Genomic DNA, 11,843 nt, shown 5'->3' with positions numbered 1-11,843 from the left:
ATTCCAACGTCGCCTGCCTCAACCCGAAGGGCGCGGTGATGTGGTGGCAGATGATCCGCACGGATGCGGCAGCCGCTGCCGAGGTCGAGACGCGTATACAGGCCTTTCTCGCCACTCACGTACTGCCTTTTCGCACTCGCTACGATGTCAGCGATGCGGCGCTCGACAAAGCGATGGCGGCGGCCGGCGGCTGGGCGCCGCTTGGCCCGCGACTGCTCTGGCCTTACAGCTCGGTTCCCGACGAGGAGATCGCGACGCTGGCCGAAGCCGCGCGCACGGCCTTTCCCGAATGGTGGTTGTGACCCCTCGGTTAATCGAGTGCGCCTGCCCGCCCTGATCAAAAAGGAACAACCACGGCCTTTGTTCCGGATTTGACGCATGGCGGACTCGTGGTCATGCTGAAGTGATGACAAGGGGTGTACTGCTGGACCTCGCAGGCGTCATCTATGATGGCGAGACCGCCATACCACGCGGGATCGATGCCGTCGCGCGTTTGCGCCAGGCCGGTTTGGCCGTACGCTTCGTAAGCAATACCACGCGCTCGTCGAAACAAAGGGTTCTCGAACGTCTGGAGGCGATGGGACTCACCGTTACCGAGGCAGATGTTTTCACGCCGGCGCACGCTGCACGCGAATGGCTGCTTCGCAATGGCCGTGCGCCATACTTGTTGATCCACCCCGGCCTTGCGCCGGACTTTGACGAACTGCCGGATCGCGACAAGCGCGCCGTCATCGTCGGCGATGCCGGAGACGCCTTCACATATCCGACGTTGAATAACGCGTTCCGTGAGCTGAGTGCGGGGGCCGAACTGCTGGCCCTTGCCACCAACCGGACGTTTCGGGACGCCGACGGCGCGCTCAGCCTCGATGCAGGGCCATTCGTCGCGGCATTGGAATTTGCCTCCCTGAAACGCGCCACCGTTCTCGGCAAGCCCTCGTCGGCATTCTTTCTGTCGGCGCTGGCAAGCATGGACTGTCCGCCGGATCAGGCGATCATGGTCGGCGACGACGCCGAGGCGGATATAGCTGGCGCCCTGCGCGCCGGACTTTCGGGCGCATTGCTGGTGCGGACAGGCAAATACCGGCAGGGCGATGAGAAACGGTTTGATCCACGCCCGACCGCAACCGTCGCCGATCTCGCGGCGGCAACCGACTGGATCATTGCGCACCGAGACTGATTGCGCTGGCTGAACCGGCGCCAGCAGCCCCGGACCTTTGTGCTGCGCGGAATGAGCGGCCGGAACGAGGATAGTCTTTTGCTTTTACGATGGCCGAACACAGTGTCACCTTCGGCTTTGCGATGGTTCGTGGTTCGCTTTCCAAATTCCGCCGGTCTTTCCGCGGCTTAGCGAGAGCCGTCCTGGCCGGGTTGTCTCTGGCTATATCGGACAATGCCAGTGGAGCCACCTCTGGAGGAGATGCAGCAGTTCCCGTGTTGAACGCACGGGAGGTTCGACGTTTTCCAGCTCCCGACGCATTTCAGGGCGTCGCCGTCGATGCACACGCATTCTACGGGATCTCCAACACACGGATCACCAAATACGACAAGGCAACCGGCAGGAGGTTGGCGAACTGGTCCGACCGGAGCGGCGACATCGTCCATCTGAACAGTTGCGCGATCCAGAAAACGTTCCTCTTCTGCGTTCATTCGAACTATCCGGATAAGCCGGCGAGAAGTTCGATCGAGATATTCGATGCCGCGACGCTGAAACATGTCGGACATCGCAGCCTCGGCATCACGCCGGGCGCGCTGACCTGGGCCGATTGGCATGAGGGTGCGTGGTGGCTCTGCTATGCGGCCTATGGCGGCTTCGCCCAAGATCCGCGCAAGGCCGAATCGTCGACCACAGTCGTCAGATACGATGAACAGCGACGGCGAAAGACATGGCGGTTTCCGACTTCCGTCCCCAATTCATTCGGCGCGATGTCGGCTTCAGGCGGGGCCTGGGGGCCGGGCCGCTATCTCTACGTCACGGGACATGATCGCCCGGAGCTCTACGTCCTACGCCTGCCCGAGTCCGGCTCGGTGTTGCGGCATGTCGCGACCATCATCATCCCCGGGCACGGCCAGGCCTTCGGGTGGGACCCGACACAACCGCGCACACTTTATTCGATCGACCGTGCTCTGCGCGTGGTCATCGTCGTCCAGATGCCGCCGATCCCAACGCAGGAGCAATGAAACCGATCGGCTTGAACGCAAGACAGATCAGGGTCGCGAAGCCTGATCGCTACGGAAAGCGGATAACAGCGTGCGCTTCGCTAGGTCATTTGGCGCTCCATTTCCACCTCGGCCCCTAGACTTTCGATGTCGCGGAAGATCGAAGCGACAGCCAGCGTGCGTCCTTCGCGCTTGAAGCGGAGCAGGCAATCCTTGGCAATGATGTCTCCATCGACCACGATCTCGTCCCATTGCGCGGCATGGCCGACGTAGTTGATGGGAACATCGTAATGCTGGCTCCAGAAGAACGGCACGGCGACGAATTTCTCGCGATGGCCGAGCATGTTGAGGGCCGCGGTTTGCCCCTGCCTCTCCGCAACCACCCAATGCTCGATCCGAATGTTCTCGCCACTGTGAGGATCTGGCCACCGCGCAATGTCGCCGGCCGCGAAGATGCCTGGTGCGCTCGTCTCCAAAAAGGCGTTCACGACGACACCGCGGTCAAGGATGAGCCCCGCCGTTTCGGCAAGCCCCGTCCGCGGTCGCACGCCGATGCCGACGACGACGAAGTCCGCCGCCAACGTATCGCCGCTGCTGAGTTTCACCTTGCTGCCGTCGATGCTGCTCGCGGTGTCCTCGAGATGGAATACGACACCATTCTCCTCATGGAGGGCGCGGATGAAGTCGCCCATTTGCGGACCCAGGACCCGTTCCATGGGCCGTTTTTCCGGTGCCACGACATGAACTTCGATCTCGCGCGAGCGCAAGGACGCGGCAACCTCCAGACCAATGAAACTGGCGCCAAGCACGACGGCGCGGCGCGCAGTCGTGGCTCGCTCGATGATCGCCTTGCAATCTGCGAACGAGCGCAGCGTGTGAACGTGTGGCTGGTCGGCGCCGGGTATTGTCAGGCGAACCGGTTCGGCTCCGGTCGCAAGGAGTAGCCTGTCGTAAGGAGTCCGGGCACCATCCGCGAGCACAACTTCGCCAGAACGTGTATCGATGCTGGCGACGTTCGCATTGAGACGCAGGTCGATATCGTTCTTCGCGTAGAAACTTTCTCCGCGGAGCGGGACCCAATCCTCCGGTGCTTTGCCAGCGAGGTAGTCCTTGGAAAGATTGGGCCGATCAACGGGCGGCGCTTCGTCGTTGCTGAGCATGACAATGCTGCCTTGATAGTGTTCGCGCCGCAGTTTTTCTGCCGCCGCGAAACCGGCCGCGCCGCCACCGACAATGACGATTTTCTCTGGAACCTGGCCGGAGCTTCCATTGCGCTGCTTCGGTGCCGTCCGATTGCGCTTTTCTCCCACGAATATCCGATCATCGCGTTGTTCCGTCGACCAGCAAGCGAGTGGATTAAAAGCAGGGGCGTGCAAGGCCTCGCCTGTACGCAAATCGAAGCACGCATGATGCCAGGGACACCGGACGGTGTCTTCCACCACAAGACCGTCAACGAGCGGCCCGCCATAATGTGTGCATGTCGCCCCGACGGCGAAGACCTCGGCCCCGCGGCGCACCAGCAGCACCTGCTCATCGCCGCAATGGCCGAGGAGCTTTCCACCATCGGGAAGGTCGGATAACGCGATGCCCTCGACCAGATCCGGCCCGTTCGGTTTGGTATGACCTTCAGCCATTTTCCTCTCCCTTGGCGCGATCCAGTGTCAAAATCGCCTTCACGGACGAGAAGCGGGAATCTTCAGGCCACCAGCCTCGGAATACCTTCTGCCTGGCCAGCGCGCCTTCAGGTTCTCGGACACCGCTTGTGCCCAAACGTCCGGCCGCGTCATTCGTTGCCAGTTGGGCAGTACGCACCGTCGATTCCTGGCGTTTTGGCTGCGATCAAGAACATTCGGCGCCTGCTGCCAATCGGGAGGGCGATTCTCATCGGCGGTTTGTCGAAGGCTAGGTGGCGCCCATCACTCGTTGCCGCGGCTGCAATGGTCGCTTGTCGAACGCATCGCGGACCGAAGGAATGACGCCGTCCGCGTAAACTTTTTCGCCGGACATGCGTTGTTCATCCTCCAAGCCAAGGAGGCAGCCATGCAGATGAAATCGGAAATTGCCGGCGAGGCCGCCAAGCAGCGCCATATCCAGCGTCGGATTGATGCCAAGGACAAATCGAAATCCAGCGGCAAGCAACAAGGCGCCATGCAGGCCGGAGCACGCAAATATCCCGAACCGCCCTTTCCAGAGCAGCACCAGCCGAAGCCGGGGCACGAATGGGCGATCGAGCCGGCGCCGCTTTACGATGCGCCATTCTATATCGGATCGAAAAAGCTCGACGGCAAAGTGGCTGTCATTACCGGCGGCGATTCCGGCATCGGCCGCGCAGTGGCCGTGCTCTATGCGCGCGAAGGCGCCGACGTAGCGATCATCTATCTGTCGGAGAACAAGGATGCCGAAGAGACGAAGAGGGCCGTCGAAGCCGAAGGCCGGCGCTGCATCCTGATCAAGGCTGACGTCAGCGAGCGCGACCACTGCCACAATGCGGTGGCTAAGGTGGTGAAGGAATTCGGCCGGATCGACGTGCTGGTCAACAACGCCGCTTTCCAGATCCATTCCAGCGAATTCAGCGAGCTGACCGAAGAGCATTTCGACACGACGCTGAAGACCAACCTCTACGGCTATTTCCACATGGCGCAGGAGGCCGTGCCGCATATGAAGCCCGGTTCGGCGATCATCAACAGCGGCTCCGTAACCGGCATCGAGGGCTCGAAGCAACTGGTCGACTATTCGATGACCAAGGGCGGCATTCATGCCTTCACGCGCGCGCTTTCGGGCAATCTTATCGAAAAGGGAATTCGGGTGAATGCCGTGGCGCCGGGCCCGGTATGGACGCCGCTCAACCCGTCGGACAAGCAAGCCGGGGACGTTTCGAAATTTGGTGCAGACACGCCGATGAAACGGCCGGCGCAACCGGAGGAGATCGCGCCCGCCTACGTGTTCCTCGCCTCGCCGCACTGCTCGAGCTACATCACCGGCGAAATACTGCCGATTATCGGCGGCTACTGAGTGCTTGTCGCCCGCTCAGTTCGATCGTCGTGCGACCTCTCGCGTGTGACGGCGTAGCGGCGATCTCAGACATGAAATGGTCGACAGATGTATTTCATTGCCTTGGCAACAGACTATGACGGCACGCTGGCGCACGAGGGGATCGTAGCTGAAAAGACGCTTGCTGCTCTCGAACGGGTCAAGAAAAGTGGCCGCAAGCTCATTCTCGTCACAGGACGAGAACTGCCCGACCTCAAGCGCGTTTTTCCCGAGATCGGCCTGTTCGACAAGGTCGTCGCCGAAAATGGGGCGTTGATCTACACGCCTGCCAGCGAGGAAGAACGTACGATTTCACCAGCACCGGCGCCCAAGTTCGTCGCCAAGCTGAAAAAGCACGGTGTCAAGCCGCTTTCCGTCGGACGGTCGATCGTTGCGACCTGGGAACCACACCAGGCAACAGTTCTTGAGGTCATCAAGAAACTCGGGCTGGAGCTGGAAATCATCTTCAACAAGGGCGCGGTGATGATCCTGCCGAGCGGCATCAACAAGGCAACCGGGCTGGCCGCTGCACTTGAGGATCTGCGGCTGTCGCCACACAATGTGGTCGGTATTGGCGATGCTGAAAACGATCATGCCTTCCTGCAGGCCTGCGGCTGCAGCGTCGCCGTCGACAATGCACTTGCGGCGGTCAAGGACACAGCGGACCTTGTGACGCGCGGCGCGCGTGGAAAAGGCGTCGAGGAACTGATCGAAAAATTGGTAAAGCGTGATCGGGAACTTGTTCGAAAACGCCGTGACGGCATTCTTCTCGGCTCGGACGGCGGCGACGAAGTCTATCTGACGCCGACCGACACGGTTCTGATCGCCGGAAGCTCCGGCATCGGCAAATCCACCTTGGCCACAGCGCTGACGGAACGCTTCGTCGAGAACGACTTTCAATTCTGCATTTTCGACCCGGAAGGCGATTATGATGGCCTCGAAGGTGCCGTCCGGATAGGCGATGGCTCGAGCGCACCAACAAAGGCACAAGTGCTCGACCTGATCGAGAAGCCGGACACCAGTGTGGTCGTCAATGGGCTGGCGTTACGGGTCAATGAGCGACCGGACTTCTTTGCCGATCTGCTCCCCGGCCTTGGCAGTTTTCGCTTCCGTACGGCGAGGCCACATTGGCTGGTCATCGACGAGGCGCATCATCTTCTCCCCAAGAAGCGCGACGACACACGCGCCGTCCTGTCGTTGGAATTGCCGGGCACCGTCCTGATCACCGTTCATCCGGAAGCGATTTCGACCGATGCCCTGCGCCTGGTCACTGCCGTCATTGCGCTTGGTCCCAAGGCCAAGAATGTCATCAAGGCCTTTTGTCATGAGACGGACACCAAGCCGCCAAAGGATATTCCGTCGCCAAAAGGCGAGCGCGTGTTGTTCTGGCGGCCGCAAACCCGCAAGAAAATTGCCATGGTAAAAGCGATCGAGCCGCGCCAGTCGCTCAAGCGTCACAGCCGCAAATATGCGGAAGGTCAACTGGACGAGGCCGGCAGCTTCTATTTCAGAGGTCCCGACAACGCGATGAACCTACGGGCCCATAACCTCATGATCTTCGCTCAGATCGCCGAAGGCATCGACGACGGGACTTGGGAGCATCACCTGCGCGCCGGCGACTATTCCGAATGGTTTCGCCATCAGATCAGGGACAAGGAACTGGCGCGGGAAGCCGCCGAGGCAGAGAAGGACGAAATGCTCTCGGCGCAGGAAAGCCGCAAGCACGTTTTGGATGCAGTACGTCGCCGTTATACGGCTCCCGCCACCGCCCCGGATGAATAGGGAGCGAAAGGAGTGGCCATGAACATCATTCTCGGAGGCACGGGCCATGTTGGTTCTGCTACAGCCATGTCGCTTTTACAGCAGGGCGAAGCGGTCACCATCGTAACTCGCGACCCATCCAAAGGCCCTGACTGGAACCGGCGTGGCGCCGAAATCGCGGTGGCGGATGTCCACGACAGCGAGGCCCTTCGTCAGGTTTTTCGTCAAGGCGAGCGCCTGTTTCTGCTCAATCCGTCAGCAGCCCCAGCGACCGACACGGACGTTGAAGAGCGCAAGACCGTTGCCGCCATCACTGCAGCTCTTGAAGGATCTGGATTACGAAAGATCGTCGCGCAATCAACCTACGGCGCTCAGCCCGGCGACCGGTGTGGCGACCTGAACATCCTCTACGAATTGGAGCAGCAACTGCGCGCCCAGCCGATCCCTGCCAGTGTCATCCGGGCGGCATACTATATGAGCAACTGGGATTTTGCTCTTGAAACTGCGGAGCAGGATGGTGTGGTGAACACCTTTTTTCCGGCGGACTTCAGATTGCCGATGGTGGCGCCGGACGACCTTGGGCGCGCCGCCGCCCGTTTGCTGAAAGAGCCGATCGAGCAGACAGGTACCCACTATGTCGAAGGGCCGGCGCGCTATACTGCGTCTGATGTCGCGGCTTGTCTGAGCGACGAGTTACGAAAAGACATTCAGGTCGTGACTGCACCGCTTGAAAAATGGCAAGAGACCTTTGAGAGCATGGGCTTTTCCAGGGCCGCTGCCGAGTCGTATGCGCGCATGACCGCCCTCACTCTGGACGAGCTTGAACTGCCCGCCAATCCCGAGCGTGGCACTGTTTCCCTGCAACGCTACATTTCCAATTTGGTGGCCCAACGCCGCAAATCGGCTCGGGCCGGCTGGAAACCAGCGATGACTATCTCTATGTTTTCAACGCTTTATCGAAGCAAATTATACTATTAAATCGTCTATTCTGATGGCAGATCGCAGATGCGCCTGATGATCATGAGCAACCGGTTCAGCACATTCAGATGAGGAACTTTTTGCAGAGGCTTTTCGTTGACCCGCGTCCGCCGCCGGCGGGAACTGACACATCGGACTTGCCTGAAAGCCATTCCGTTGGATACGAAACCCCACAGAACCGAACAGGATTTCGATAACACCGACGAGTCCCGGGAGGCACCGGCCCGGGTTCGAGAGCGTGACACGAAACCGGATGAAGCCGGCCTGGAAAAGGCGGAGGCTTCGCCGCCGCAAAACACCGGTCTGCTCAGCTTTCCCAAACGCCATCCCTATTGGACAGCGGCGATTGCCCTTGTGTTCCTGCTCATCATTGCGGGAGTCGTGATCTGGTGGCTTTACGCCCGCCAGTACGAATGGACGGATGATGCTTTCATCGATGCCCGCACGGTGACCGTCAGCGCCGAGATCGCCGGACGGATCACCGAGGTCGCCGTCGCCGACAACCAGCATGTGCAGCCCGGCGGCATTCTCCTGCGCATAGACGACAGCGACTATCGGGCAGACCTCAAGCAGGCAGATGCCAGTGTCGCGGCGGCGCAGGCCGAGATCGGCAATGCCACCGCCCAGATCGAGGCTCAAAACGCCAAGATCGATGCGGCGCAGAGGCAGGTGGCGCAAGCCCGGGCGGCGCTGGACTTCGCCAAGGCCGAAGATCAGCGCAATCGTGAACTGCTCGCCAAGGGCACCGGGACGCAGCAACAAGCACAGCAGGCGTCTTCGACGCTGCATCAGGATCAGGCTGCCTACGACAGCGCCGAGGCCAATGTCGCGGCGGCAAAGAGCCAGGTCTCGGTGCTGCAGGCGCAAACCAGGGGAGCCGATGCCAGGCTCGAACAGGCGAAGGCCAGCCAGGATCAGGCCCGTACGGCACTTTCCCGCACGACCATCACCGCTCCCGTCGCCGGACGCGCAACGAGCATTTCGGCCGCCAACGGCATCTATGCCCAGCCCGGCCAGGTGCTGATGATGTTCGTTCCCGACGAGGTCTGGGTGGAGGCCAATTTCAAGGAAACGCAACTCGACCTGATGCGGCCCGGGCAGCCGGTCGACATCGCCGTCGACGCCTATCCTGAAAAGACCTTCCATGGCCGCGTCGACAGCATCCAGGCCGGCAGCGGCACCGCCTTCAGCCTGCTGCCGGCCGAAAACGCCACCGGCAACTACGTCAAGGTGGTACAGCGCGTGCCAGTCAAGATCGTCTTCGACAAGCCGCCCGACGTGCTTCTTGGTCCAGGCATGTCGGTGGTGCCGACGGTCAAGGTGCGATGAACGGCGACGCGGCAACGAACCGGAGCGAAAGCCGCTCCGCCGCCGGCGGACGCAATCCCTGGCTCATCGCCGTCGTTGTTTCCATCGCGACCTTCATGCTGGTGCTGGATACCTCCATCGCCAATGTGGCCCTGCGCAACATTGCCGGCAGCCTGGCGGCCGGGATGGACGAAAGCACATGGGTCATCACCACCTACCTCGTCGCCAATTCGGTGATCATCCCGGTCAGCGGGTGGCTGGCCAGCGTGATTGGCCGCAAGCGCTATTACATGCTTTGCGTGGCGACCTTCACCCTCGCCTCGCTCCTGTGCGGACTGGCGCCCAATCTGGAGTTGCTCATCCTCTTCAGGATCCTGCAAGGTCTCGGCGGCGGAGGCATGGCGCCGAGCGAACAATCCATCCTCGCCGACACCTTCCCGCCTGAAAAGCGCTCTCAGGCGTTCGCGCTCTACGGCATCGCCGTCATCGTCGCGCCAACGGTAGGACCGACGATCGGCGGTTGGCTGACCGACCATTTCTCCTGGCACTGGATCTTCTTCATCAACGTGCCGTTCGGCATCATGTCGCTGGCGCTGGTGCAATGGTTAGTGGTCGAGCCGGACGTGCTCGAACGCGAACGCAAGGAGCGGCTACGCGGTGGTCTCAAGGTCGACTGGGTCGGGTTCGTCCTGGTGGCGACGGCGCTTGGTTGCCTGGAACTGTTCCTTGACCAAGGCCAACGCAACGATTGGTTCGCGTCGAGCTTCATCGCGACGACTGCAGTCATTTCCGCCATCGCGTTCCTGCTGCTCATACCTTGGGAAATCAGCCGCAGCGATCCGATCGTCGACATAAGCCTGCTGTTCACCCGCCAATTTGGTTCGTGTTTCCTGGTAATGATGGCTGTCGGTGCCGTCCTGTTCAGCACAACGCAGATCATGCCACAGCTGCAACAAACCACCTTCGCCTATACAGCGACGCTGTCAGGGCTCTCGATGATGCCGGGCGGTATCGCCATGCTGATGCTGATGCCTGTTTCCGGATTTGCCGCCGGTTTCGTTCAGCCCAAATATCTGATCATGATGGGTATGTCGGTGGTTACGATCGCCCTCTGGCATATGACGTCGCTCACCCCGGACGCCAGCTTCCACTTCTTTGCCTTTGCGCGCGTCTTCCTGATGATCGGACTGCCGTTCCTGTTCATCCCTATTTCGACCGCGGCTTACGTCGGTCTGCCGCCGCAAAAGACCAATCAGGCGTCGGCGTTGATCAACGTCGCCCGCAACATCGGCGGCAGCATCGGCGTGTCGCTGTCCAACACCGTGATCGCTCAGCAGTCGCAGCTTCACCAGTCGAATCTGGTCGGCCATACCGAGCAATCGGCCCCTGCCTACCAACAGGTGCTTCGCCAGATGACCGAATTTTTCGCCGCCCAGGGATCGCCCATGGTTGAGGCAAAACAGCAGGCAATCGGCTGGGTCGGGCAACTGATCGCCCGCCAGGCCACGTTGCTCGCCTATATCGACGTGTTTCGCTATTGCGCGGTGGCGACGGCACTGTTCGTGCCCTTGGCCTTGCTGCTTAGATCGCCAAAACCACAGCCTGGCAGTCGCCAGGTTCCAACTGAAATTTGAGGTGGCCAAAATGACGCGCAGTCCGATCGCCAGCTTCGAATTGGTATTCGGAACTCTCCAGCCGTCATTTCGTTCAAACTCGGTCGACTGAAAAGACGACAACGTAAAAGCCGAGATGGCGTCTGGAGTGAAATCATGAAATCGCAGCTCGTCGCCGAAAGTGCCGGACAAAGGACGTTCGTGGTGGTGCTTGATCCTGGCGAAGAAGCGTTCGCGACGCTTACCTCTTTCGCGGTCGATCAGGACATTGGCGGCGCCTCATTGACCGCGCTCGGCGCCTTTGAAAGGGCGACTGTCGGCTGGTTCGACTTCAACGAAAAAACCTATCGGAAAATCCCCGTCCAGGAACAGTGCGAGGTGCTCAGCGCGATCGGCGATGTTGCGATCGGCGACGATGGCAAGCCCAGCCTTCACGTCCACGCGGTGCTCGGCTTGCGCGACGGCAGCACGAAGGGCGGACATCTGCTCGAAGGCATCGTTCGGCCGACACTCGAAGTCACTTTGGTGGAAGCGCCTGGGCATCTGCGCCGCAGGAAGCGTCCGGAACTCGGTATCGCTTTGATCGATCTGGATGCCTGAAGCCGAGTGCGATCAGACAGGCCAGGTTCGCGGAATTGCGATCCGGGCCTGATTATCCCTGTTGTTTGATTTGCTTGACGTCCGCGGGCACCTCGGGTGCGGGCTCCCAGCCGAACACGCTGCGCCCGCCGAGCAGATGCGACTGATCGAACTCTCCGGCAACGATTTCCTTCAGGCTGGGGCCTGTGACATAGCGCTCAACCTGCCGCGATTGGTCGTCCAGCCGCTTCAAGGCACCGATTTCCTCGTCGCGGCCGAGCCTGGCCTTGTGAACGGCGGACTTCAGCACGCCGATCGTCTCGTCATAGACCTTCAGCGGCACGGGGAACGGATGCCTGTCCTTGCCGCCATGCGCCAGCGAGAAGCGGCCGGGATCGGAAAAACGGCATGGCGCGC

At 60.8% G+C, this 11,843-nt stretch carries 9 protein-coding genes and 2 pseudogenes; 9 read left to right on the top strand and 2 right to left on the bottom strand.

Annotated elements, in window-relative coordinates:
- The 3 genes and pseudogenes from E5W87_RS20160 to E5W87_RS20150 all read left to right on the top strand — a co-directional run.
- Window positions 1-302 (top strand): annotated as a pseudogene (locus E5W87_RS20160) (dihydrodipicolinate synthase family protein); the annotation flags it as partial.
- Between the two features lie 104 nt (window positions 303-406).
- Complete coding sequence (locus E5W87_RS20155; RefSeq protein ID WP_292401272.1) at window positions 407-1,177, top strand: TIGR01458 family HAD-type hydrolase; 771 nt, start codon at window positions 407-409, stop codon at window positions 1,175-1,177.
- Window positions 1,178-1,431: 254 nt separating this feature from the next.
- The gene (locus E5W87_RS20150; RefSeq protein ID WP_292401269.1) at window positions 1,432-2,178 is read left to right on the top strand and encodes a cycloisomerase; all 747 of its coding nucleotides are present in this window, start codon (window positions 1,432-1,434) and stop codon (window positions 2,176-2,178) included.
- Window positions 2,179-2,258: 80 nt separating this feature from the next.
- Here the strand turns inward: E5W87_RS20150 and E5W87_RS20145 are convergent, their stop codons facing one another.
- A complete protein-coding gene (locus E5W87_RS20145; protein ID WP_292401266.1) occupies window positions 2,259-3,791 on the bottom strand; it encodes an FAD-dependent oxidoreductase in 1,533 nt (510 codons plus the stop codon).
- Between the two features lie 406 nt (window positions 3,792-4,197).
- Between E5W87_RS20145 and E5W87_RS20140 the strand changes: the two genes are divergently transcribed.
- The 6 genes from E5W87_RS20140 (at window position 4,198) to E5W87_RS20115 (ending at window position 11,447) form a co-directional block, all read left to right on the top strand.
- A complete protein-coding gene (locus tag E5W87_RS20140) occupies window positions 4,198-5,169 on the top strand; it encodes an SDR family oxidoreductase (protein ID WP_292401263.1) in 972 nt (323 codons plus the stop codon).
- An 87-nt stretch (window positions 5,170-5,256) separates the two neighbouring features.
- On the top strand, window positions 5,257-6,969 hold the full coding sequence (locus E5W87_RS20135) for an HAD family hydrolase (protein ID WP_292401259.1): 1,713 nt from the start codon (window positions 5,257-5,259) through the stop codon (window positions 6,967-6,969).
- A gap of 18 nt (window positions 6,970-6,987) precedes the next feature.
- Window positions 6,988-7,926: an NmrA family NAD(P)-binding protein gene (locus E5W87_RS20130; RefSeq protein ID WP_292401256.1), complete on the top strand. Its 939-nt coding sequence runs from the start codon at window positions 6,988-6,990 to the stop codon at window positions 7,924-7,926.
- 156 nt (window positions 7,927-8,082) lie between these two features.
- Window positions 8,083-9,255 (top strand): HlyD family secretion protein, encoded by a 1,173-nt coding sequence (locus E5W87_RS20125; RefSeq protein WP_292401253.1) that lies wholly within the window; start codon window positions 8,083-8,085, stop codon window positions 9,253-9,255.
- Window positions 9,252-10,868: a DHA2 family efflux MFS transporter permease subunit gene (locus E5W87_RS20120; RefSeq protein ID WP_292401250.1), complete on the top strand. Its 1,617-nt coding sequence runs from the start codon at window positions 9,252-9,254 to the stop codon at window positions 10,866-10,868. The genes E5W87_RS20125 and E5W87_RS20120 overlap by 4 nt, the downstream gene beginning before the upstream one ends.
- 135 nt (window positions 10,869-11,003) lie before the next feature.
- On the top strand, window positions 11,004-11,447 hold the full coding sequence (locus E5W87_RS20115) for a PPC domain-containing DNA-binding protein (RefSeq protein WP_292401247.1): 444 nt from the start codon (window positions 11,004-11,006) through the stop codon (window positions 11,445-11,447).
- Window positions 11,448-11,499: 52 nt separating this feature from the next.
- Here E5W87_RS20115 and E5W87_RS20110 read toward each other — a convergent pair.
- Window positions 11,500-11,843 (bottom strand): annotated as a pseudogene (locus tag E5W87_RS20110) (DUF763 domain-containing protein); the annotation flags it as partial.

It is taken from the genome of Mesorhizobium sp., assembly GCF_004962925.1.
Lineage (GTDB): Bacteria > Pseudomonadota > Alphaproteobacteria > Rhizobiales > Rhizobiaceae > Mesorhizobium.
The sequence above is the reverse complement of the archived record's forward strand: the minus strand, read 5'-3'. Positions and strand labels throughout refer to the sequence as shown.

Coding starts and splice junctions, on each gene's coding strand:
- E5W87_RS20155 (WP_292401272.1), top strand. CDS start 407: ATGACAAGGGGTGTACTGCTGGACCTCGCAGGCGTCATCTATGATGGC.
- E5W87_RS20145 (WP_292401266.1), bottom strand. CDS start 3,791: ATGGCTGAAGGTCATACCAAACCGAACGGGCCGGATCTGGTCGAGGGC.
- E5W87_RS20140 (WP_292401263.1), top strand. CDS start 4,198: ATGCAGATGAAATCGGAAATTGCCGGCGAGGCCGCCAAGCAGCGCCAT.
- E5W87_RS20135 (WP_292401259.1), top strand. CDS start 5,257: ATGTATTTCATTGCCTTGGCAACAGACTATGACGGCACGCTGGCGCAC.
- E5W87_RS20130 (WP_292401256.1), top strand. CDS start 6,988: ATGAACATCATTCTCGGAGGCACGGGCCATGTTGGTTCTGCTACAGCC.
- E5W87_RS20120 (WP_292401250.1), top strand. CDS start 9,252: ATGAACGGCGACGCGGCAACGAACCGGAGCGAAAGCCGCTCCGCCGCC.
- E5W87_RS20115 (WP_292401247.1), top strand. CDS start 11,004: ATGAAATCGCAGCTCGTCGCCGAAAGTGCCGGACAAAGGACGTTCGTG.